This is a genomic window from Ruegeria sp. BG9, from assembly GCF_056538305.1.
This window is the reverse complement of sequence record NZ_JBQFSY010000006.1, coordinates 168,283-190,175: the sequence shown is the minus strand read 5'-3', so window position 1 is coordinate 190,175 and position 21,893 is coordinate 168,283. Positions and strand designations below refer to the sequence as shown.

Genomic DNA, 21,893 nt, shown 5'->3' with positions numbered 1-21,893 from the left:
GCCAACGAGTATTCTAAGGCGCGAACGCCCAGTCTACGCTCAGTTCGCGGCCATCTGGAAGTTCTGCGGCGTGCCCGCATATTCTTCGATCGCACCGTTCAGCCACTGTTCGTAGGCCTCTTCGCTGACCACTTTGACGGTGATAGGCATATAAGCGTGGTCCTTGCCGCAAAGCTCGGAACACTGGCCGAAATAGACGCCCTCTTTGTCAGCTTCAAACCACAGCTCGGCCAGACGACCGGGAACGCCGTCCTGCTTAACGCCGAAGGACGGGATCGTCCACGAGTGGATCACGTCAGATGCGGTAACCTGCATCACGATGACCTTGCCGACCGGAACCACAACGGCGGTATCGGTGGCTAGTAGCCATTCATCGTCGCTGTAACCCGCATCAGCCAGTTTGGCGCGCATAGCGTCATCGAGAACGAAGGGGGTTACGTCCGCATCTGCGGGGCGCGCACCCTCATCCAGCGTAGCCGGGTGACCTAGCAGGTAGCTGTCGAACGCGAAATCGTGATCAACATATTCGTAAGTCCAGTACCACTGGTTGCCGACCACCTTGATGACAACGTCACCTTCGGGAATTTCCTGCTGCTTGAACAGAACCGGCAGAGAGAAGGCGCCGATGAACACCAGAATCAGGATCGGACCCAAAGTCCAGGCGATCTCAACCGGGGTGTAGTGCGAGAACCGCGCCGGTGTCGGGTTGGCGCGCTGATTGTAGCGCACGATGCAGTAAACCAGCAGGGCCGCAACAAACAGGCAGATCACGGTGATGATCACCAGAATCATCGCGTCCAGCCTGTGAATCCCGTCTGCAAGGCTGGTCGCTGCGGGTTGAAAGCCCATTCCACCGTCAACCGGCTTGCCAATTATCTCAAGCTCCTGAGCCATGGCGGGAAGGCTGGAGAGGGCCGTAGCAAGCCCGGAAAGCATCAAAGCATTCTTCATGTCTTGTCCTGATCGTTTGATCTTTGCGTCTCTGGCGAAAAGGTATGAATCGGTGAAACCACACCCGTTGTCTTTGGCCGCGTTAAAAACCATATTCCTGCGGGTAGATAAAGCAAAATGCTTGCGTCAAACAGACGCTATTTTTGATCTGGATCAAACCGGAAAGGTTACAACCCATGACTCAGGCCCCGTTTCGCCCTTTTGAAAGCGCTCTTCCGCATGATGAAGCGCTCTCCATTTTGCAATCGGCGACCGCCGGGGCCGAGGACGGAGAACTGTTTGTCGAACGGCGGAAATCCGAGTCTCTGGTCTTTGACGATGGTCGGTTGAAGACCGCCTCCTACGATGCGTCCGAGGGATTCGGGCTGCGCGCCGTACAGGGTGAGGTCGCAGGCTATGCACATTCGACAGACGTTTCGATTCCCGCGTTGAAGCGCGCGTCCGAGACGGCTCAGCTGGCCGTTGGAGACGGAGGGGGCACCCTGGCCGAGGCCCCGAATGCGACCAACAAACGCCTTTATACCGATGAAGACCCCATCGAAACCGCCAGCTTCCCGGTCAAGGTTGAGACCCTGCGAGAGATCGACGCCTTCGCTCGCGATCTGGACCCCCGCGTCGTGCAAGTCAGCGCGACCATCGCCGCCGCAGTGCAAGAGGTCGAGATCCTGCGCCCCGACGGCGTGCTGGTGCGCGACGTGCGCCCGATGACTCGGGTGAATGTCTCGGTCATTGTCGAGCAGAATGGTCGCCGTGAAAGCGGCTCGGCGGGCGGTGGTGGCCGTGTCGGCCTGAGCGGGCTGATCGACCCCACCGACTGGCAGGACAAGGCGCGTGAGGCCCTGCGGATCGCGCTGGTCAATCTCGAAGCCGTCCCCGCCCCTGCCGGAGTGATGGAGGTCGCCTTGGGCCCCGGCTGGCCGGGCATCCTGCTGCACGAGGCCATTGGGCACGGGCTGGAAGGGGATTTCAATCGCAAGGGCAGCTCGGCCTTTGCAGGTCTGATGGGGCAGCAAATTGCTTCCAAAGGCGTGACCGTCGTGGATGACGGCACGATTGCTGACCGGCGCGGCTCGATCACTGTGGATGACGAGGGAACGCCAAGCTCTCGGACTGTATTGATCGAGGACGGTATCCTGACCGGCTATATGCAGGACCGCCAGAACGCACGCCTGATGGGCGTCGCCCCCACCGGCAATGGACGACGCCAGAGCTACGCGCACAAACCGATGCCGCGCATGACCAATACGGTGATGCTGGGCGGCGATGCAGACCAGGCTGCTCTGGTTGCTGACATTAAGGACGGGATCTGGGCCGTGGGTTTCGGTGGTGGTCAGGTCGACATCACCAACGGCAAATTCGTCTTTTCCTGTACCGAGGCCTACCGGGTCGAAAACGGCAAGATCGGCGCGCCGGTCAAGGGCGCGACGCTGATCGGGGACGGACCCTCTGCGCTGAACCGCATCCGTGGTTTGGGCAACGACATGGCGATGGATCCGGGAATGGGAACCTGCGGCAAGGATGGTCAATGGGTGCCGGTAGGCGTCGGCCAGCCAACGGTTCTGATGGACGGACTAACCGTCGGAGGCTCAGCCGCCTGAGTCAGAATCACATGACTTTAGAAAGGCGCAGGGTTAACCCTGCGCCTTTTCGACAGAGTGGTTGAGGTCAATTGGAATTACAGCTCATTCACCTCGTCGGAATTTTTATTTTTATATTACAATTGCTTAACAGCATTCCCCGGAGAACACGCCTAAAAAAATTGCATCTAATTTTCAACGATTTACAGGCTGTTAACCCCGACACCCGTAAACCAGTTCTGCAATCAGGCGGAGCATCGGATGACCGAAGAGCAGCATTCTTCCAATCACCCCCCACTCCCACCCACCACGGAAGAGGATCGGTTTTCGTGGCTCCGCCTGTTGCGCTCACGCAAGGTTGGTCCGGCGACGTTTCGTCGGCTGCTAAGCGAACATGGCTCAGCGCAGAACGCGCTGGCCGCGCTGCCTGAAATGGCACGCGCTGCCGGAATAAACGGGTATGAAATCTGCCCCCCCGGCGTGATTGAGGCTGAACTCAAGGCCGCACAAGCCGCCAAAGCGCGGCTTGTGTGCCTTGGGTCCGCCGATTTTCCAAAAGCTTTGCAGGATGTATCTGACGCGCCGCCGCTTCTTTGGGCCGTTGGCGATCTTTCCATGCTGCAGAAACCCGCAATCGCAATGGTGGGCGCGCGGAATTGTTCCTCGCTCGGCGCGCGTATGGCTCGTGGTCTGGCGAAAGAACTCGGTGATCTCGGTCACGTCATTGTCTCTGGCCTTGCCCGAGGGATCGACACTTCGGCCCATCTGGCCGCGCTGGACACTGGCACCATCGCCGTGATGGCCGGAGGGATTGATGTCATCTACCCGGCCGAGAACAGCGAACTGGCGTATAAGATCGGTGAGGCCGGTCTACGCCTGTCAGAGCAACCTATGGGGCTGACACCACAAGCCCGCCACTTTCCGCGCCGCAACCGGATTATATCGGGGCTGGCGCAAGCCGTCGTGGTAGTTGAGGCCGCAGCTAAATCAGGCAGCCTGATCACTGCAAGGGACGCGCTAGACCAAGGGCGCGAGGTCCTCGCCGTGCCCGGTCATCCGTTCGATGCACGGGCCTCTGGATGCAATTTGTTGATTCGGGACGGCGCGACCTTGATCCGGTCTGCGGAAGATGTGATCGAAGCCCTGCCCAAGGGGGAAGACCTCTTCCATGTGCGCAGTGAGCCTCCTGTTACGCCAATACCGACACCCGCTGTCGCGCTGCACGATCAAATCCTGCAACGACTCGGCCCATCGCCCATCGCCGAAGACCAACTGCTGCGCGATATCGCAGCTTCGGCCGGTGATCTTGGGCCCGCTTTGGTGGATCTGGAACTTGAGGGCCGAATCCAGCGCCAACCCGGTGGGCTTTTGTCGCTCGCAAGCTGAAATGGGCGTGCCGCCACGTTGCACCCCTATGAGGCTTCGCCTGCCCCAAAGGCGTATAGGACGCTGAAATATTGGGTTTTTTCACACTGTAAAAGGAACGCATTGACATTCTGGCCTTGCCCCACACATTTTGCACGACCATAACAGGCGCCCTATTCGTCGAGCGAGGTTTCCCCTTAAATGCCCGTAGTTGTTGTAGAATCTCCGGCCAAAGCAAAAACAATCAATAAATATCTCGGCCCCGACTACACGGTGCTGGCCTCCTATGGCCATGTGCGGGACCTGCCGCCAAAGGACGGATCAGTCGATACCGACCATGAATTCGAGATGAAGTGGGAGGTCGGCAATGACAGCAAAAAGCACGTCAAAGCGATTGCCGATGCGCTGAAAGAAGACAACGCCCTGATCCTCGCAACCGACCCCGATCGCGAGGGGGAAGCGATCAGTTGGCACTTGCAGGAAGCGCTGACCAAGCGGCGCTCGATCAAGAAAGATACCCCAGTCAGCCGCGTGACCTTCAACGCGATCACCAAAGAGGCCGTCACCCAAGCGATGCAAAATCCGCGCGAGGTCGACATGCCACTGGTCGAGGCCTATTTGGCGCGCCGCGCGCTGGACTATCTGGTGGGCTTCAATCTGTCGCCAGTTCTGTGGCGTAAATTGCCCGGCGCGAAATCGGCAGGCCGGGTCCAATCTGTCTGCCTGCGACTGATCGTCGAACGCGAGATGGAGATCGAGGCCTTCAAACCGGTGGAATACTGGTCAGTCAAGGCGCTGTTCGAAACCCCGCGCGGCCAAACCTACGAGGCGCGCCTGGTCACTTATGCCGGCAAAAAGCTGGACAAGCACGATCTGAAGGACGCGACGCAGGCAGAGCTGGCTGTTCAGGCCATCACCAGCCGCGCGCTAAGCGTGACCTCGGTCGAGGCGAAACCTGCGGCACGCAACCCCAGCGCGCCCTTCATGACCTCGACCCTGCAACAGGAGGCCAGCCGCAAGTTCGGTATGGGTGCGCGGCACGCGATGCAGGTGGCGCAACGCCTCTATGAGGCGGGCTACATCACTTATATGCGAACCGACGGCATTGACATGGCCCCCGAAGCGGTGGCCGCCACCCGCGACGCCATTTCGGACCGTTTTGGCGCCGAATATGTGCCGGACAGCCCGCGCATCTACAAGAACAAGGCCAAGAACGCGCAGGAAGCGCACGAATGTATCCGCCCGACGGATATGACGCGCGATGCAAAAGAGCTGAAGGTGACCGACGAAGATCAGCGCAAGCTCTACGATCTGATCTGGAAGCGCACCATTGCTTGCCAGATGGCCGCAGCGCGTCTGGAACGTACAACCGTTGAAATCGGCAGCGATGATGGTCAGGTCGGACTGCGTGCAACCGGCCAGGTCGTGCTGTTTGACGGCTTCATGCGGGTCTACGAAGAAGGCCGCGACGATGTGGCTGATGACGATGAAAAGCGCCTGCCTCAGATCATGCAGGGCGATCTGGCGCGGTTTGCCAAAACCTCACTGCGCGATCAATTCACCAAGGCGACCAGCGACAGCACTGACAAAACTGCCAAACAGGCGATCCTGTCCGAAAACGAAGCCGTTCTGGCGTTGCAACACCACACGCAGCCGCCTCCGCGCTATACCGAGGCCACATTGGTCAAGCGGATGGAAGAACTGGGGATCGGCCGTCCTTCGACCTACGCCTCGATCGTGACCACGATTCAGGACCGCGAATATGTGCGCAAGGACAAGAACCGCCTGATCCCCGAAGAAAAGGGCCGGATCGTCACGATCTTTCTGCTGAACTTCTTCCGCCAATACGTGGGCTATGAGTTCACAGCGAATCTGGAAGAAGAGCTGGACGACGTCAGCGCCGGCGATCGCGACTACAAGGATCTGCTGGGCAAGTTCTGGCGCGATTTCTCAGCCGCAATTGGTGAAACGTCCGAGCTGCGTATCTCGGAAGTGCTGGACAAGCTGGACGAAGCGCTGGCGCCGCAGCTGTATCCGCCGCGTGAAGATGGCTCGGACCCGCGCATCTGTCCGAAATGCGGTGTGGGGCAGTTGCACCTGAAAACTTCGCGTACCGGTGGGTTCGTGGGCTGCGGCAACTATCCGGAATGCACCTATACCCGACCCATCGCGGGCGAAGGGGCCGAAGGAGATGAACGTCTTCTCGGTGAGGACGCAGGCGACGAGATCTGGCTGAAATCCGGCCGGTTCGGTCCCTATGTCCAGCGCGGAGAGCCGACGCCCGAGAACAAAAAACCCCCGCGCGCGTCTCTGCCCCGTGGGTGGAGCAAGGATGACATGGACCTCGAGAAGGCCCTGACCCTGCTGTCCCTGCCCCGCCAGATCGGTGAACACCCCGAAGGCGGTATGATCAGCTCGAACTTCGGGCGGTTCGGGCCGTATATCATGCACCAACTACCGGAAGAGGCGAAACCGGTCTACGTCAATGTCAAAGACCCCAATGACGTGTTCGAGATCGGCATGAACCGCGCGGTCGAGATGCTGGCAGAAAAACGCGCCAATCCGGGACGTGGTCGGCGCGCGGCGGCCGCCCCTCTTAAGGAGTTGGGCGAACACCCTGATGGTGGTGCCATGCAGGTTCTTGATGGGCGCTATGGGCCTTATGTGAAGTGGGAAAAGGTCAACGCCACCATTCCCAAGGACATCAAGCCCGAAGATGTGACGCAGGAAATGGCAATCGAACTGGTCAATGAACGCGCCGCCAAGAAAGGCACGAAGAAGAAGGCTGCTGCCAAGAAAACAACGAAGAAAACGGCAAGCTAGGGTTGGATAGGTAGAAATACCACCAGCCCCTTGGATTCGTTGACTTCCCCCTGACGCGGCGGCACAACCTGCCCATCACCATGTCATTGGGGGAGTTTTCCATGAAGAAAATCTATGCCAATGCCTCTGACGCGCTCGACGGAGTGCTGTCGGATGGCATGATGATCGCGGCGGGCGGTTTCGGCCTGTGCGGCATCCCGGAACTGCTGCTAGAGGCGATCAAAGACTCGGGCGCTCAGAACCTGACCTTTGCGTCGAACAACGCAGGCGTCGATGATTTCGGCATCGGCATCCTGCTGCAGACCAAGCAGGTCAAGAAAATGATCAGCTCATACGTCGGCGAAAACGCGGAATTCATGCGTCAGTACCTGGCCGGAGAACTTGAGCTGGAATTCAATCCGCAGGGCACTCTGGCCGAACGGATGCGCGCAGGTGGCGCGGGCATCCCCGGTTTCTACACCAAAACCGGCGTGGGCACCGTGATCGCCGAGGGCAAGGAGCACAAAGACTTCAACGGCGAGACCTACATTCTGGAAGAAGGCATCTTTGCCGATCTGGCCATTGTCAAAGCCTGGAAGGCCGATGACACCGGCAACCTGATCTTCCGCAAGACCGCCCGAAACTTCAACGTGCCTGCGGCGACCTGCGGCAAGATCTGCATCGCCGAAGTCGAAGAGATTGTGCCCCGAGGCTCAATGGACCCGGATGCGATCCACCTGCCGGGCATCTATGTGCATCGGATCATTCACGGCGAGCACGAAAAGCGCATTGAACAGCGCACCACCCGTAAGAAGGAGGAAGCATAATGCCTTGGGATCGGAACCAGATGGCCGCCCGTGCGGCGCAAGAGCTTGAAGACGGCATGTATGTGAACCTCGGCATCGGTATCCCGACGCTGGTGGCAAACTATGTGGGCGACAAGGACATCACTCTACAATCCGAGAACGGCATGCTCGGCATGGGCCCTTTCCCGTTCGAAGGTGAAGAAGACCCCGACCTGATCAACGCGGGCAAGCAAACCATCACTGAGCTGTCGCGCACCGCATATTTCGACAGCGCGACCTCGTTCGCGATGATCCGGGGCGGCAAGATTGCTGCGGCGGTTCTGGGCGCTATGGAAGTGGATGAAGAAGGTGACCTTGCCAACTGGATGATTCCCGGTGTTCTGGTCAAGGGCATGGGCGGAGCGATGGATCTTGTGGCGGGTGTCGGCCGCGTGATCGTGGTGATGGATCACACCAACAAACACGGCAAATCCAAGCTGCTGAAAAAATGCACCCTCCCGCTGACTGGAAAAAAGGTGGTGAATCGCATCATCACCAACCTCGGGGTTCTGGATGTGGTCGAAGGCGGTCTGAAGATCGTCGAGATCGCAGAAGGCGTCACCGAAGACGAGATCCGCGCCGCAACTGAGGCGAACATCGTCAACTAAACAAAGATCAGGGCCTGCTGCGACAGGCAGGCCCTAGTTCAGCGTCTGGAATACGCACCCATCCGAGGCATAGACCGGCGGCGTTGCGCAGAGAGCACGCGCGACCTGAAAAGCCGCGAGCACCTTGGGCACGTAGTCCCGCGTCTCTGCATAGGGCGGCACACCGCTGTGTTTGCGAACGGCCCCCTCACCGGCGTTGTACCCGGCAAGCGCCAATATCGGGTCATTGTCGAACTCACCCATCAGCCAATCCAGGTATTTGACCCCACCCGAGATATTCTGAGAGGGCTGGAAGCTGTCCTGCACGCCAAACCGCTCGGCCGTAGCTGGCATCAGCTGCATCAATCCTTGTGCCCCGGCTGAGCTGACCGCGTCGGCCCGTCCAGCTGATTCCACCGAGATGACCGCCAGCACGAGCGCAGGTGAAACATTGGTGCCAATGGTCGAGCGTAGGATATCGCGCCCTTGGTTGTTCACGATACCCTGCAGGGTCTGCAAACGGGGTGTCGAGACGCTTGTAGCGGCCAGGGCGTTGATCGCTGAATCTAGCCTACCTGGTCCGGCTTGTGCCAGTTCGGGCGAGATTTTCTCCCAAAACGCTTTATACGCACCTTTCGGCGGCGCCTTAGTCGCAACTTTAGGCGTGGTCGACGGCGGCACTTTGGCACGTTTGATGATATCGGGGACCACAAGCTCAGATCCCGTGCTGGGAGCCGAGGGTCTGGAGGCATGTTCTTCAGCAGAAATCTGGATGTTGATCTTTGGCCGCTGACCCGGCTGGGGCGCCTTGATCCTTTTATAGACACCACGCGGTTCGACCACATCGGCGCGTACGGTGTCTGGAGTGCATACCAGAAACGCCAATACGCCGGCGCATGTAACTGCGTCCCGGAGATTCATTTGCCTGCCTCATGTTTTCGTTTTGATTGATTTGAACCCCGAATCTTCGCGTAAGGCCAGAAAAACCAAGCAAATTGGGGCAGTTTCGCCTCATTTGCCGCAAAATTGCATCGCTCTGGGGGTGAACCAAAAAACCCAACACATTTTTAAACATTTACTTTCAATGACTTACCATTTTTATGACTAAAAAGTTAAGCCTCGAGCAAAATTTTCCCTGTTTGGCCCAATTCCTGCCACGCACAACAGGCAAACATAGATGCATACCGAGACGATCGGGAGCGGACTGAGAGAGAAAGCTCTGAAAGACGCCGAGGTTTAGACCACTTTTTTTGATCCTTTAGGAGGGACGTAACATGATCAAGTTCATCAAGAACTTCCGCAAAGACGAAGACGGCGCAGTAACAGTTGACTGGGTTGTTCTGACCGCAGCAGTCATCGGCCTGGGCACCGTTGCTTACACCCAGATTTCGGGTGGCGCAGTTGGCCTGGCAACAGACGTCAACACTGCTCTGTCGGGCGCAACCATCAGCACCGGTACAAACAGCGGTACCGCAGGTGGTATCACCGCAGCAGGCACAAGCAACTAATTCAAGACTTTTTAGTCTTCGAAATCGAGCGTCGCGACGTCCTTCGTCGCGACGTTTTCTTTTTCCAACACTCCATTTCACTGGAAACCACTAAAGGACGCTTCAGGTGTCTTACGCACGACAAACGCGCCCTCCCTATTTCGACGCTAATGTAAAACAAGCAGAAAATGCGGCATAAAAATCACTTTTCCGCCCAACTCACGCCATTGCGGCGCAGCTACAATAGTGAAAGTTGCCGATCGGGACACCTGTGAATGTTCTCTCGCAAGGCAAAGCCATGACTCGACGGCCTTAATAGGTGTATGATGAAAAAGATACTTGGAACATTTAAGACCTCAGAAGAAGGTGCGGTCACCGTCGACTGGGTCGTTTTGACGGCGTTAATCATAGGCCTGGCAACGCTTCTTTATTTTGCAATTTCAACCGCAACCGTCGGCCTGAGCGGGAACACGAACACGGCCCTTAGTAGTTCTGTCGTCAGCACCGGCACATCGGCAGGTGGCAGCGGCGGTTTTACTACTGCTGGTACCGCAGGCGGCAACTGACCGCACCAAGCACGGCAAGACGTCTAAGCCAGACAATCGCCATCGATGGATGGCGATTTTCGTAGTTTTGTATGGCTTGTTGGGATGGTTGTTTGCAAACAGATACAGGCGCGTCCCGACCTCAAAAATCTGCACGAAAAGTCTGATTTGTCCCACATTTCGACACAATTAGCCTTTACTCATACAATGAACAAATTTGATCCTCTGGCTTTTGGAAGAAAAGCCAGACAGAAATATGAGGTGGATGTATGCGAGCGGTATTCGGACTTGTCCTTATTGTTGGGCTAGCTCTGGCTGGCGGCGCTGTCTACATGGCGCGGAACTATATCGCTGCCTATCAGGACGAACTCGCCCGTGAGCGACAAGCTGCGGCAGCAGCGTTAGAGGCAGCTGCAGCAGAAAACGCGGCTATCGAAGTGATTCCGACCGTAAGTGTCGTTGTATCAAACCGAACCCTGAAATACGGAGAGCGTCTTGTAGAAGACGACGTGCGCGTCGTTGATTGGCCAGAAAACGCGATCCCAGAAGGCAGCTTCACCGATCTGGCTGTTCTGTTCCCTGAGGCTGCTGGTAAAGACCGTTTTGTTCTTCGCGCGATGGAAAAAGACGAAGCACTAATGGAAGTTAAAGTCACCCAACCCGGCGAAGGGGCAGGTCTAACGTCTCAATTGGACAAAGGCATGCGCGCTTTCGCGATTCGGGTTGACGTGGCTTCGGGCGTTTCCGGCTTCTTGCGCCCTGGGGACTTTGTCGACGTCTACTGGACCGGTTCGCGTCGCGGGACTACTGCCGAAGCGAACGGCGAGATCACTCGCTTGATTCAGCCCCGAGTTGAACTGATCGCCATTGACCAGATCGCAGGCACAGATGTAACCGGAACGACCATCGCGCGTACGATCACCGTTGCGGTCACTCGTGAACAGGTTGCTGTGCTCACTCAGGCGCAGAACACAGGTCGCCTTACGCTTGCCCTTGTCGGAATCGAGGACGAAACCGTGTCATCCGAAGTTATTGAGATCGACCAACGCGCTTTGCTCGGGGTTGTCGAGGAAGAAGCTGCCCCGGTCCCAGAACGCGTAGAACAACCGGTGTGTAAAACTCGAATCCGTCGCGGCGGCAGTGACATAGCAGATGACGTAATCGCCTGCACAAACTGACGCCTATTCAGGACCTTACACCTGCTGAGCCGCGCATTAAGCGCGGCTCTTTTCATTCTTATGTTGCCAATTGCCCACATAAGGAAACTTCCGGAAACCCTTGATTATTGCAATAAATTCCGTTTTCGCGCAGAGTTTCGCCTATAGGGCATAAGACCCATAAAAACGAGGCGTGATCGGAGAGGCAGGTCACATGAAAATACGTTCCTGGATCAGCGCAACCCTGCTGGGGTTGTCGCTCGTTGTAAGCCCAGTCGGCGATGCCGCTTGGGCCGAAACTCTTCGCGTGGTGAAGAAGGGCACAGTGGAAACGCTGGAAGTACCTGTAAACCGCGCGATCGTTGTTGAAAGTGAAGAGCCATTTGCCGAACTGAGTATCGCGAATGCCGGCATTGCTGACATCTCGTCGCTTTCAGATCGCACGATTTATGTTTTGGGCAAGGCGCCCGGTCTGACGACGCTTACTCTGTTCGATGGCGCGGGCATGCTTCTGGCCAATGTTAGGGTGCGCGTAGCCCCAGATATTACAGAGTTCAAAGAACGCCTGCGGCAGATTCTGCCTAATGAGCAAATCGAAGTGCGCACAGCCAATGATGGAATCGTTTTGTCCGGGACAGTCTCGGGCTCAGCCAAACTTGCGCGTGCTCTGGAACTGGCGGAACGCTATGCCCCGGATCGGGTGTCAAACCTGATGTCGGTTGGCGGCGTTCAGCAAGTCATGCTGAAGGTGCGCTTTGCGGAAATGAACCGCTCGGTTGCGAAAAACCTGTCAACATCGCTTGGCTTTGGCGGCGGTGACGTTACAGCGGGTTTCAACACCCTCAACACTCAGGGTGCGTTGAGTAATGCTCTGGCAAACAACATTCCGATTTCGCAATCCAATACTGGTGCAATTCTGTTCGGTTTTGGCGCCGGATCAACGCAAGTGCGACTGCTGATTGAAGCCCTTGAAACCAAGGGATTGGCACGTACTCTGGCAGAACCAAACTTGTCCGCCCTTTCGGGTCAGCAGGCGACCTTCCTCGCCGGCGGTGAAGTCCCGATTCCAGTTCCTCAGGATGACGGTGTTGTCGCCATCGAATACCGTGCGTTCGGTGTTGAAATCGATTTCATTCCGCGCGTGGTCGACGGCGATCTTATCAACTTGGAACTTGGTACAGCAGTATCGAGCATTGATGAGTCTTCGGACTTTACGATCAACGGCGATTCGGTCCCAAGCTTCATTACCCGCCAGACCTCAACAACCATTGAACTACGCGACGGTGAAAGCTTTGCAATCGCGGGCCTCATTCAGGATGACTTCGCAGATCTGAGCAATCAGGTGCCATGGTTGGGCGACGTTCCTGTTCTGGGCACCTTGTTCCGGAGCGCTCAATACCAGCGTGAACAGAGTGAGTTGGTTATTATCATCACTGCGCATCTGGTCACGCCAACCCGTGGGGAAACACTTGCTTTGCCGACAGATCGAGTAAAACCCCCCAGCGAGTTTGACCTGTTTATCAACGGTCGCGTCGCTCGGACCGAGCGCGCAGGCGCAGGTGGCGCATCAGAAGTGGCCAAGCAAGATTTTGGCAGCTCCTATGGCTATATTCTGGATTGATGAGGAGGTTAGGACCAATGAAAACGTTGATACTCACCTTAGGTCTTTCGGTCGCAGTTACCGCATGTACACGCGAAGCCGGGTATGAAATTGATGCGGGTACCTTTGGCAATGCGACGCTGAATAACTCACAGGTCATGAACGGCGAACTGACATACGCTCAGATTCTGAGCCGTCGGTTCGCCTCTGAAGTGCCTAGCCAGGTGAACTTTGCCTTCAACAGCTCACAACTGGATGCATCGGCCCAGCGAATTCTGTTGCAGCAGGCGGATTGGATCAAACAATTCCCCGAAGCACGTTTTCGTGTTTATGGCCACACGGACGCAGTTGGCTCCGCCAGCTACAACAAGAGCCTTGGCTTGCGTCGGGCACAGGCTGTTGTGTCCTTCTTTGCCCAACAGGGAATCTCGCGGTCTCGACTAGAGGCGGTGGTTTCTTTCGGCAAAACGCGTCCGCTGGTTGCAACAACGAATCGCGACCGCCGGAATCGCCGGACGGTGACCGAGGTTTCGGGCTTTGTGGATCGCGTACCGCAGACGCTGGATGGCAAGTACGCCGATATCATCTACCGCGAATACGTCGAAAGCGCGACTTCGATATCAGCTATCCAAGAGGTCGAAGCCACAGGCGGCGACAGTGGTGGATAATCCCATCTGAACGGGCGACATCGTCGCCCGTTTCCCTACAATTGGTTCTTTTGCGCCAAATTCTCGCCCAACTTCCAAGCAACATTGTGAACAATAGGGTGACCTGCGGGCAAAATTGACCGCATTGGGGCGACAGCAAATCTACCCGAGCGTACACGTTCGCATGAAATGCCAAGCCCTCTCTACGAGGATTGTGTATATGAGTAGCGCGACGCCGCAAGACAACGACTCGGGAATTCTGGCCTGCACTATCAGCCGGGATGTCCAGAACTTTGATCTATTGATCGAAGACATGGAAACCATTCTGGGTGAACGTTGGGGCGATCTTGGCTTTGCCGAAGCTCTCGCGTTTTTCAGCCAACCCGAAGCGGAAACACTGGAATTCGTTGCCCTGGCCATTGATGGTGAAGATGAAGACAACCTCTCGCTGATGGGCGAAATCATCACCCAGGCAAAAGACAAGAAGATCAAAGTGGTGCTTATTGCCGAGGACGTGACCCCCGCCTCGCTACACCAGCTTCTGCGCAAAGGCGCGGATGAGTTCGTCCCCTACCCGCTTCCCGAAGGCGAACTGAGCGAAGCGATCGAGCGTATGAACAAGCCCGATCCTGTCGTTGCAGCACAAGCAGCCGCTGCCTCTCTGACCAGTGGCGAATCAAAAGAAGGCGCTCTGTTCGTTGTACAAGGTTTGGCGGGCGGCGTTGGTTCCACGACACTGGCTGTGAATCTGGCTTGGGAACTTGCCACGATCTCGGACAAGGACGCGCCTTCTGTATGTCTGATCGACCTGGATCTGCAATACGGCACGGTCTCGACCTATCTGGACCTGCCACGCCGTGAAACCGTTTTCGAGATGCTGTCCGATACAGCGTCAATGGATGATGAGGTCTTCTCGCAAGCCCTTCAAAGCTATGAAGAAAAAATGCAGGTTTTGACTGCTCCATCCGATATGGTGCCGTTGGATCTGATCACGCCCGAAGACATCCAGCGCGTGATAGATACGGCGCGCAAACATTTCGACTATGTGATCGTGGACATGCCCAAGACATTGGTTTTGTGGTCAGAAACCGTTCTTCAAGCTGCACATGTCTATTTCGCCATGATCGAGTTGGACATGCGCTCGGCTCAGAACGCATTGCGTCTGAAACGCGCCTTGCAGGCCGAAGAGCTGCCGTTCAACAAATTGCGCTTCGCCCTAAATCGGGCCCCCAAGTTCACCGATCTAAACGGCAAGGGGCGCATCAAACGTATGGGCGAAAGCCTCGGAATTTCAATCGACCTGCAATTGCCCGATGGGGGCAAGCCGGTGATGCAAAGCGGCGATCATGGCCTGCCATTGGCCAGTTCAGCCGCTAAAAACCCGCTGCGCCGCGAAATTGCAAAGCTAGCAAAATCGCTCCACAGCCTCGGCAGCAACGACGCCGAGGCCGCATAACACAACCCCAAGGGAAGAGCCGCCATGTTTTCCAGATATAAGAAAGCGTCTGATGCGCAGCCGGTCGAGACTCCGGCCAAAGCGCCCGAAGCGGCCCCTGCAGCGCCAACGGCAACAGCTGTTGCACGCAAGCCCGTTCAGAAGAAAGCTGGCGAGGTTACGAGCGCCGACCGCGACCGCAAACGGAAAGAGCGCCTGAGTGAGATCAAGATTGAACTGCACCGGGAGCTACTTGAAAACCTGAACCTCGCCGCCCTTGAAAACGCGGGTGAGGCCGAGCTTCGCACCGAGATCAGCGCTATCGCCAGCGAGGTTCTGGAAGCCAAAAGCATCGTTTTGAACCGAGACGATCGCACTCAGCTGAACAAAGAGCTTTATGACGAGGTCACAGGCCTCGGCCCGCTTGAAACCTTGCTGCGCGACGAAACGGTCAACGATATTCTAGTGAACGGCCCGCAACAGATTTTTGTCGAACGTGCGGGTAAACTGGAACTCAGCGACATTACATTCAAAGACGAAAAACACCTGATGCGGATCATCGACAAAATCGTGTCCGCTGTGGGTCGTCGTGTTGATGAATCCAACCCTTATGTTGACGCCCGTCTGGCCGATGGCTCGCGTTTCAACGCGATGGTCCCTCCGATCGCTGTTGATGGCTCGCTGGTCTCGATTCGTAAGTTCAAAAAAGACAAGCTAGGTATCGATGATCTGGTCAATTTCGGTGCGTTCACCGAAGAAATGGCCGCCTATCTTCAAGCCGCCGTTTCGACACGCCTGAATATCATCGTCTCGGGCGGTACGGGTTCCGGTAAAACCACCACTCTGAACGCGCTTTCGAGCTTTATTGACGACGCTGAACGTATCTTGACCATCGAGGATACGGCGGAACTTCAACTGCAGCAGACTCACGTTGGCCGTATGGAAAGCCGTCCGCCAAACGTTGAGGGAAAAGGTGAGGTCAGCCCCCGCGACTGTCTGAAAAACGCCCTGCGGATGCGTCCCGACCGCATCATCGTGGGTGAGACTCGTGGCGCCGAGGTGATCGACATGCTGCAGGCCATGAACACCGGCCACGACGGCTCGATGACCACAATCCACGCAAACTCGGCAAGGGATGGTATCTCGCGTCTCGAGAACATGATCGCGATGGCGGGGATCGAAATGCCGATCAAGGCGGTTCGCAGCCAGATCTCAAGCGCTGTGAACCTGATCGTGCAGGCCAGTCGTTTGCAGGATGGCTCGCGTCGCATGACCTCGATCACCGAAATTACCGGGATGGAAGGCGATGTGATTTCGATGCAAGAAATCTTTCGTTTCCAACGCGTTGGCTTGACACCCGATAACAAAATCATTGGTCATTTCACCGCCACTGGCGTGCGCAGCCACTATTCCGAGCGCTTCCGCCTGTGGGGCTTTGACCTGCCCTCGTCCATCTACGACCCAACCACAATGTAGGAGATTACGACATGCAATTGCCTATGGAGGCTCTCATCTATGTCGCCATCTTCGTGGGTGTCCTTGCCCTGGTAGAAGGCATCTATCTTGTGGCGTTCGGCAAATCCATCAGCCTGAACAGCCGGGTCAACCGTCGTCTGGACATGCTCGACAAGGGCGCGGGCCGCGAGCAAGTTCTGGAACAGCTGCGCAAGGAAATGCAGCAGCATATGAAAACGCAGAGCATCCCTCTGTATTCGCTACTTGCTGACAAGGCCCAAAAGGCTGCCATCGCGTTTACGCCAAGACAACTGATCATGATCATGGGTCTTGTTTCGGCCGCGGCTTTTGTAGCTCTCAGCATTGGTACGGCAACCGACACGGTCTTGCGTACGGCGATTTCAATTGCCATCGGCGTCGGTGCTGTTTTCATGTGGGTCAGCAGAAAAGCCAATAAACGCATGAGTATGATCGAAGAGCAACTTCCCGATGCGGTCGAGCTGATGGTCCGCTCGCTGCGGGTCGGTAACCCTTTCGTATCTTCGGTTCAGATCGCGGCGAACGAGGTTCAGGATCCCCTTGGGACCGAACTGGGCATCATCGCCGATGAATGCGCCTATGGTCGAGATGTGGGCGAGGCGCTCAAAGACATGGCCGAGCGTTTGGACATGCAGGATTTGCGCTTTCTCGCGGTCGCAGTCGGTATTCAGCAACAGTCAGGTGGTAACCTGGCTGAAATTTTGGCCGGCTTGGCACAGGTGATCCGCGCCCGTTTCCGCTTGTTCCGCAGGGTCAAAGCAATCACCGCCGAGGCGCAATGGTCCGGAAAGTTCCTGTCGGGGTTCCCAGTAGCGTGCCTCGTCTTCATTCTGGTCAAAGACCCCGGCTATTATGACGAAGTACTGGATCACCCTTGGTTTATTCCGCTGTGTTTCTTTGTCGGCATCATGCTTACACTGAACCTGATCGTCATGAAGATCATTACCAACATCAAGGTTTGAGGTCAGTTCAATGGAATTCCTAACCTCCATCAACAATGTCCTAACGCAACACCTTGGTGAGTTCGGTCCCCTGATCGTCGTTGGTGTTCTTGGTTTTGTTCTTATCGCCGTAGCCGTTCTTCTGATGCTGAATCAGCCCGAAGATCCCCTGAAAAAGCTGCAACGCAGTACGACGGCTCCGCGGAAAGAGAAAAAACCCAAAAAAGACCAACTGCGAAACGGCGGGCGAAACGAGCAACTCGAGAAATTCGCCACCTTTCTTGAGCCCAAAAGTGAAGAGGAACTTTCCGCTGTTCAATTGACGATGCGGCAGGCTGGCTACCAGTCGAAAGATGCCGTTCGTTTCTATCACTTTGCGCAGTTCGCGCTTGGCATATTAGGCATTTTGTTCGGAGTGCTGTGGGTAACGGTGTTCTCGGGCGGGCAGGAATTCACCGGAACTCAATTGTTGATCCGCGTTCTGATCCCCGGCGCGATTGGCTACTACATCCCCAAATATTGGATTACCCGACGCGTGGAGGAGCGGAAACAGGCCATCACAGCAGCCTTTCCGGACACGTTGGACTTGATGCTGGTCTGTGTCGAAGCTGGCCAATCCCTAGATCAGGCTATCGTTCGAGTGGCGTCGGAAATGAAAAGCTCCTACCCCGAGATTTCTCAGGAATTCGAGGTTGTGGCATATGAGATGAAAGCCGGTAAAGACAAAGACACAGTTCTGCGTGATTTCGGAACCCGCTGCGGGGTTCAAGATGTCAGAGCGTTTGTGACCGTAATGATCCAATCCGCCACATTCGGTACCTCCATCGCCGAAGCCCTGCGGGTTTATGCCGGTGAAATGCGTGACAAACGCGTGATGCGCGCCGAAGAAGCGGCTAACAAGTTGCCTACCAAGATGACTCTGGTCACAATGATGCTGACGGTACCGCCGCTGCTAGTTATTCTGGTCGGACCGTCTGCAGGTGTTATTGCGGAATTCGGAAAGTGAAGTAGCTTCGATGCAACCAGAAAAAGGCTGTGCCTTGCGTAGGCTTCGCCGAAGTTTTCAGGCCATCATGGTTTTCGCCATGGTGGCCTCTTGCACGGAAGGGAGCCTGTCGGATGACCTCGATGCACCGGGTATAGATCCGACGGGACAGGCCGAAGACAACATCACCGTAGGAAACCGCCTGATGGCCGCCGGAGAATATGAGCTGGCCCTCGACAGCTTTACCCGCGCCGCGCTGGAACAAGGGATGACGCCGCAGGTTCTGACCTCATTGGGGACCGCAAATCTGGGGCTGCGTCGGTTGGGGCAGGCCGAGACCCTTCTACGCCGCGCGGTCGAGGATGACACGGACTGGCCCATCGCTTGGAACAATTTGGGTGTCCTGCTGATGGAAACCCGACAATACCCGGAAGCAGAACAGGTGTTTCGACGGGCTTTTGCGTTGGACAATGGCGAAAGTGACGCAATCCGCGACAATCTTCGCTTAGCTATCGCAAAAATGGAAAATCCTGTTAATAATACTGACCAAGAACAAGAATATACGCTGGAGCAGCTAGGCGACGGGCAATTTTCGCTACGCAAAATCCAGTAACCGAGGCAAGAGCAGTAAAAGGACGCAAAAATGCGCCAACAATTCTTGATTCCGTCACTCGTGGTCACTGGGTTGATCCTGTCCGCCTGTGCAAAAGAAACCGAAGAGGAAAAGGTCGAACGTACATTTCAGGAGGTGAACGTCATTGACGAAACCAACCTGAACGACGTGCTTCTGACCGCCGCTGATCCCAATGAGGCGGTCACCTATTTCCATAACGCAGCCGCCAAGAACCCCGACCGGATCGACCTGCAGCGCGGGCTTGCGATTTCGCTGGGTCGCGCCAAACGCTCGACCGAAGCGGCCGCCGCGTGGAAACGCGTGACGACCATGAACGGCGCCAATGCGGCCGACCGGGTCGAATACGCGGATGCGCTGGTGCGCAATGGGGATTGGAACACGGCCCACACCGTTTTGAACTCGGTCCCCCCGACTCATGAGTCGTTCAAGCGCTACCGGCTTGAAGCCGTCGTCGCGGATTCCCGCAAGGAATGGAAACGCGCCGATCACTTCTATGAAACGGCCGTGGGCCTGACCACGCGCCCGGGTGGGGTGATGAACAACTGGGGCTATTCCAAGCTGACGCGCGGGCAATATGCCGAGGCCGAACGCCTGTTCACCGAAGCCGTCCGCCAGGACAAAAGCTTGTTTACAGCCAAGAACAATCTGGTTCTGGCCCGGTCGGCGCAGGGGAATTACAGCCTGCCAGTGGTGCCCATGACACAGGTTGAGCGCGCCCGGCTGTTGAACACGATGGCAATTTCCGCTGTGAAACAAGGGGATACGGCGACCGGCAAGAACCTCCTCCGCGAAGCGATTGCGACACATCCCCAGCATTTCGATGAAGCCGTCCGCTCGCTTCGCGCGCTCGAGGAAAGCTGACACATGGCGATACCGGCCTATGCGGCAGCATGGTTTCTGCCCTTTGTGCTGCCGATCTGCTTTTACGTCGCGTTCACGGATATGCGTGAAATGAAGATCAAGAACCACGCCGTAGCGGCGTTGGTTCTGGTCTATATCGTCGTTGGGCTGTTTGTGCTGCCTCCGTGGTCGACGGGGCTGATGGGAGGGCAGATCGGCCCTCTTGATATCGCGTTGCCTATCTATGTCTGGCAATTCCTGCATATCTTCGTGGTTCTGCTTGCCGGTATCATCCTGAACGCCGCCGGAGCGATGGGCGCGGGCGATGCCAAGTTTCTGGCCGCAGCCGCTCCGTTCATCTGGTTCGCGGATTTGATTCTGCTCATGGCTATTCTGATGGCCTGTACTTTGGGGGCAGTAGCGACCCACCGTTTGGCCAAGCACACAAGGCTGCGCACAATTGCCCCACATTGGGATAGTTGGGACAAAGGCAAAAAGTTCCCGATGGGGCTGGCCCTGTCCGGTTCGCTTGCCATGTATCTGATTCTTGGGACTGTTCTCGGATCGTAAACTATCATCTGCGCGCCTTGTCGCTGCCTTGGTCCCGCCACAAAGCTGCGCCAGATTTCACACAACTGGCCCGCTTTGGGGCTTTTGGTGTGACATCAGAACAGACGAGTCCCGCTCATGAATATGCAGACCTCAGCAGTTATGGCGCCCCCTGCCCCGAAGGGCCTGGGTGAAATGCAGCTCCCGCTTGTGATGATGCGGGACATTTTGCTGAAGACGATCTTTCGCAAGAATGCCAGCACCGTGACCGAAGTGGCCGAGGCTATCTGCCTGCCCGGCTCAGTCACGCAGGAACTGATCGACATTGCGCGTGACCAAAAATTGCTTGAAGCCACAGGCACCCTGAACGCCAATAGCGGCAATGAGATGGGATATCAGCTGACCGACGCCGGCAAGGCCCGTGCGTTGGACGCGCTCAGCCAGTCGGAGTATTTCGGTGCGATGCCCGTACCACTGGATGTGTATCGCGAGCAGGTCAAACGCCAGTCGATCCGCAATATTCAGGTCACGCGAGACCAACTGACCAATGCGATGGGCCATCTGGTTTTGCCCGACAGCCTGCTGGATCACCTCGGCCCCGCGGTCAGCGCAGGCCGTTCGATCCTGATGTATGGCCCTCCGGGGAATGGTAAGTCCTCGATCTCGAACGGTATTCGGGATGCATTGGGTGACAATGTCTATGTCCCCTACGCTATCGAATATGCCGGTCAGGTGATCACCGTTTATGACCCGATCGTACATACCGCGATTGAGCAGGAGCCTGACGACCCCAACAGCCTGCGCCGCCGCAAGCGGTTCGATTCGCGCTATGTTCAGTGCGAGCGCCCAACCGTGGTGACTGGTGGTGAATTGTCGCTGAGCATGCTGGACTTGGTCTACAACCCCACCGCGCGGACCTATCAGGCCCCACTGCAGCTGAAATCGACCGGCGGTATCTTTATCGTGGACGACCTTGGACGACAGGCCGAACCCCCTCAAGCCCTCGTCAACCGCTGGATTGTTCCACTGGAAGAGAACAAGGATATCCTCGGCCTGCAATCGGGTGAAAAGTTCGAGGTTCCCTTCGACACGCTGGTCATCTTCTCGACCAACTTCCACCCGAATGAGATCTTCGACCAAGCGGCCCTGCGCCGGATCTTCTTCAAGATCAAGATTGATGGTCCGAACCAAGAGAACTTCCTGAAGATCTTCGCAATGGTCGCCCGCAAACGCGGCATGCCGCTGGATGAGGCCGCGTTGGTGCATCTTTTGAAGGTGAAATACCCGACCATCGACAACATCTATGCGAACTACCAGCCAATCTTCCTGATCGACCAGATGATCTCGATCTGTGAGTTCGAGGGCATTCCTTATCAGATGAGCCCCGACCTGATCGACCGTGCCTGGGCCAACATGTTCGTCAAAGACGAGAAAATCGTCAAATAACGCCGT

At 56.5% G+C, this 21,893-nt stretch carries 20 protein-coding genes; 18 read left to right on the top strand and 2 right to left on the bottom strand.

Annotated features, from left to right (window positions below; translation table 11 throughout):
• Positions 1-39 precede the first annotated feature (39 nt).
• On the bottom strand, positions 40-951 hold the full coding sequence (gene coxB / locus ACR0I8_RS12180; RefSeq protein ID WP_170691151.1) for a cytochrome c oxidase subunit II: 912 nt from the start codon (positions 949-951) through the stop codon (positions 40-42).
• A 176-nt stretch (positions 952-1,127) separates the two neighbouring features.
• Between coxB and tldD the strand changes: the two genes are divergently transcribed.
• The 5 genes from tldD (at position 1,128) to ACR0I8_RS12155 (ending at position 8,148) form a co-directional block, all read left to right on the top strand.
• The gene (tldD, locus tag ACR0I8_RS12175) at positions 1,128-2,549 is read left to right on the top strand and encodes a metalloprotease TldD (RefSeq protein WP_170691150.1); all 1,422 of its coding nucleotides are present in this window, start codon (positions 1,128-1,130) and stop codon (positions 2,547-2,549) included.
• 240 nt (positions 2,550-2,789) lie between these two features.
• Positions 2,790-3,914 (top strand): DNA-processing protein DprA, encoded by a 1,125-nt coding sequence (gene dprA / locus ACR0I8_RS12170; protein WP_170691148.1) that lies wholly within the window; start codon positions 2,790-2,792, stop codon positions 3,912-3,914.
• 180 nt (positions 3,915-4,094) lie between these two features.
• Positions 4,095-6,716 (top strand): type I DNA topoisomerase, encoded by a 2,622-nt coding sequence (topA, locus tag ACR0I8_RS12165; RefSeq protein ID WP_170691146.1) that lies wholly within the window; start codon positions 4,095-4,097, stop codon positions 6,714-6,716.
• A gap of 101 nt (positions 6,717-6,817) precedes the next feature.
• A complete protein-coding gene (locus ACR0I8_RS12160) occupies positions 6,818-7,522 on the top strand; it encodes a CoA transferase subunit A (protein ID WP_170691144.1) in 705 nt (234 codons plus the stop codon).
• Entirely contained in the window at positions 7,522-8,148 is a 627-nt protein-coding gene (locus ACR0I8_RS12155; protein ID WP_170554670.1) for a CoA transferase subunit B, read from the top strand. The genes ACR0I8_RS12160 and ACR0I8_RS12155 overlap by 1 nt, the downstream gene beginning before the upstream one ends.
• A gap of 33 nt (positions 8,149-8,181) precedes the next feature.
• On the opposite strand, the gene ACR0I8_RS12150 is transcribed toward ACR0I8_RS12155, so the two are convergent.
• Positions 8,182-9,048: a lytic transglycosylase domain-containing protein gene (locus ACR0I8_RS12150; RefSeq protein ID WP_170691142.1), complete on the bottom strand. Its 867-nt coding sequence runs from the start codon at positions 9,046-9,048 to the stop codon at positions 8,182-8,184.
• Positions 9,049-9,401: 353 nt separating this feature from the next.
• Between ACR0I8_RS12150 and ACR0I8_RS12145 the strand changes: the two genes are divergently transcribed.
• The 13 genes from ACR0I8_RS12145 (at position 9,402) to ACR0I8_RS12085 (ending at position 21,887) form a co-directional block, all read left to right on the top strand.
• The gene (locus ACR0I8_RS12145; protein WP_170377851.1) at positions 9,402-9,635 is read left to right on the top strand and encodes a hypothetical protein; all 234 of its coding nucleotides are present in this window, start codon (positions 9,402-9,404) and stop codon (positions 9,633-9,635) included.
• 305 nt (positions 9,636-9,940) lie between these two features.
• On the top strand, positions 9,941-10,180 hold the full coding sequence (locus ACR0I8_RS12140) for a pilus assembly protein (protein ID WP_170378134.1): 240 nt from the start codon (positions 9,941-9,943) through the stop codon (positions 10,178-10,180).
• Between the two features lie 248 nt (positions 10,181-10,428).
• A complete protein-coding gene (gene cpaB, locus ACR0I8_RS12135; RefSeq protein ID WP_170691140.1) occupies positions 10,429-11,337 on the top strand; it encodes a Flp pilus assembly protein CpaB in 909 nt (302 codons plus the stop codon).
• Positions 11,338-11,530: 193 nt separating this feature from the next.
• A complete protein-coding gene (locus ACR0I8_RS12130) occupies positions 11,531-12,937 on the top strand; it encodes a type II and III secretion system protein family protein (RefSeq protein ID WP_170691138.1) in 1,407 nt (468 codons plus the stop codon).
• 17 nt (positions 12,938-12,954) lie between these two features.
• Positions 12,955-13,584, top strand: coding sequence for an OmpA family protein (locus ACR0I8_RS12125; protein ID WP_170377845.1), 630 nt, complete (start codon positions 12,955-12,957; stop codon positions 13,582-13,584).
• A 199-nt stretch (positions 13,585-13,783) separates the two neighbouring features.
• Entirely contained in the window at positions 13,784-15,019 is a 1,236-nt protein-coding gene (locus ACR0I8_RS12120; RefSeq protein ID WP_170691136.1) for an AAA family ATPase, read from the top strand.
• A 24-nt stretch (positions 15,020-15,043) separates the two neighbouring features.
• The gene (locus ACR0I8_RS12115; RefSeq protein ID WP_170377841.1) at positions 15,044-16,474 is read left to right on the top strand and encodes a TadA family conjugal transfer-associated ATPase; all 1,431 of its coding nucleotides are present in this window, start codon (positions 15,044-15,046) and stop codon (positions 16,472-16,474) included.
• An 11-nt stretch (positions 16,475-16,485) separates the two neighbouring features.
• The gene (locus tag ACR0I8_RS12110; protein WP_170377839.1) at positions 16,486-17,454 is read left to right on the top strand and encodes a type II secretion system F family protein; all 969 of its coding nucleotides are present in this window, start codon (positions 16,486-16,488) and stop codon (positions 17,452-17,454) included.
• A 10-nt stretch (positions 17,455-17,464) separates the two neighbouring features.
• Entirely contained in the window at positions 17,465-18,439 is a 975-nt protein-coding gene (locus ACR0I8_RS12105; RefSeq protein ID WP_170691135.1) for a type II secretion system F family protein, read from the top strand.
• 10 nt (positions 18,440-18,449) lie between these two features.
• Positions 18,450-19,031 carry a tetratricopeptide repeat protein gene (locus tag ACR0I8_RS12100; protein ID WP_480703206.1) on the top strand — a complete coding sequence of 194 codons (582 nt, stop codon included), beginning with the start codon at positions 18,450-18,452 and terminating at the stop codon, positions 19,029-19,031.
• A gap of 30 nt (positions 19,032-19,061) precedes the next feature.
• Positions 19,062-19,913, top strand: a complete 852-nt coding sequence (locus ACR0I8_RS12095) for a tetratricopeptide repeat protein (protein ID WP_170471977.1) — start codon at positions 19,062-19,064, stop codon at positions 19,911-19,913.
• 3 nt (positions 19,914-19,916) lie between these two features.
• Positions 19,917-20,462 carry a prepilin peptidase gene (locus tag ACR0I8_RS12090; protein WP_170691133.1) on the top strand — a complete coding sequence of 182 codons (546 nt, stop codon included), beginning with the start codon at positions 19,917-19,919 and terminating at the stop codon, positions 20,460-20,462.
• A 117-nt stretch (positions 20,463-20,579) separates the two neighbouring features.
• The gene (locus ACR0I8_RS12085) at positions 20,580-21,887 is read left to right on the top strand and encodes an ATPase (RefSeq protein ID WP_170377831.1); all 1,308 of its coding nucleotides are present in this window, start codon (positions 20,580-20,582) and stop codon (positions 21,885-21,887) included.
• The last annotated feature ends 6 nt before the right edge of the window (positions 21,888-21,893 follow it).

Excerpts from the sequence above, each read along its gene's own strand:
- coxB (WP_170691151.1), bottom strand. The coding sequence starts at position 951 with ATGAAGAATGCTTTGATGCTTTCCGGGCTTGCTACGGCCCTCTCCAGC.
- tldD (WP_170691150.1), top strand. The coding sequence starts at position 1,128 with ATGACTCAGGCCCCGTTTCGCCCTTTTGAAAGCGCTCTTCCGCATGAT.
- dprA (WP_170691148.1), top strand. The coding sequence starts at position 2,790 with ATGACCGAAGAGCAGCATTCTTCCAATCACCCCCCACTCCCACCCACC.
- topA (WP_170691146.1), top strand. The coding sequence starts at position 4,095 with ATGCCCGTAGTTGTTGTAGAATCTCCGGCCAAAGCAAAAACAATCAAT.
- ACR0I8_RS12160 (WP_170691144.1), top strand. The coding sequence starts at position 6,818 with ATGAAGAAAATCTATGCCAATGCCTCTGACGCGCTCGACGGAGTGCTG.
- ACR0I8_RS12155 (WP_170554670.1), top strand. The coding sequence starts at position 7,522 with ATGCCTTGGGATCGGAACCAGATGGCCGCCCGTGCGGCGCAAGAGCTT.
- ACR0I8_RS12150 (WP_170691142.1), bottom strand. The coding sequence starts at position 9,048 with ATGAATCTCCGGGACGCAGTTACATGCGCCGGCGTATTGGCGTTTCTG.
- ACR0I8_RS12145 (WP_170377851.1), top strand. The coding sequence starts at position 9,402 with ATGATCAAGTTCATCAAGAACTTCCGCAAAGACGAAGACGGCGCAGTA.
- ACR0I8_RS12140 (WP_170378134.1), top strand. The coding sequence starts at position 9,941 with ATGAAAAAGATACTTGGAACATTTAAGACCTCAGAAGAAGGTGCGGTC.
- cpaB (WP_170691140.1), top strand. The coding sequence starts at position 10,429 with ATGCGAGCGGTATTCGGACTTGTCCTTATTGTTGGGCTAGCTCTGGCT.
- ACR0I8_RS12130 (WP_170691138.1), top strand. The coding sequence starts at position 11,531 with ATGAAAATACGTTCCTGGATCAGCGCAACCCTGCTGGGGTTGTCGCTC.
- ACR0I8_RS12125 (WP_170377845.1), top strand. The coding sequence starts at position 12,955 with ATGAAAACGTTGATACTCACCTTAGGTCTTTCGGTCGCAGTTACCGCA.
- ACR0I8_RS12120 (WP_170691136.1), top strand. The coding sequence starts at position 13,784 with ATGAGTAGCGCGACGCCGCAAGACAACGACTCGGGAATTCTGGCCTGC.
- ACR0I8_RS12115 (WP_170377841.1), top strand. The coding sequence starts at position 15,044 with ATGTTTTCCAGATATAAGAAAGCGTCTGATGCGCAGCCGGTCGAGACT.
- ACR0I8_RS12110 (WP_170377839.1), top strand. The coding sequence starts at position 16,486 with ATGCAATTGCCTATGGAGGCTCTCATCTATGTCGCCATCTTCGTGGGT.
- ACR0I8_RS12105 (WP_170691135.1), top strand. The coding sequence starts at position 17,465 with ATGGAATTCCTAACCTCCATCAACAATGTCCTAACGCAACACCTTGGT.
- ACR0I8_RS12100 (WP_480703206.1), top strand. The coding sequence starts at position 18,450 with ATGCAACCAGAAAAAGGCTGTGCCTTGCGTAGGCTTCGCCGAAGTTTT.
- ACR0I8_RS12095 (WP_170471977.1), top strand. The coding sequence starts at position 19,062 with ATGCGCCAACAATTCTTGATTCCGTCACTCGTGGTCACTGGGTTGATC.
- ACR0I8_RS12090 (WP_170691133.1), top strand. The coding sequence starts at position 19,917 with ATGGCGATACCGGCCTATGCGGCAGCATGGTTTCTGCCCTTTGTGCTG.
- ACR0I8_RS12085 (WP_170377831.1), top strand. The coding sequence starts at position 20,580 with ATGAATATGCAGACCTCAGCAGTTATGGCGCCCCCTGCCCCGAAGGGC.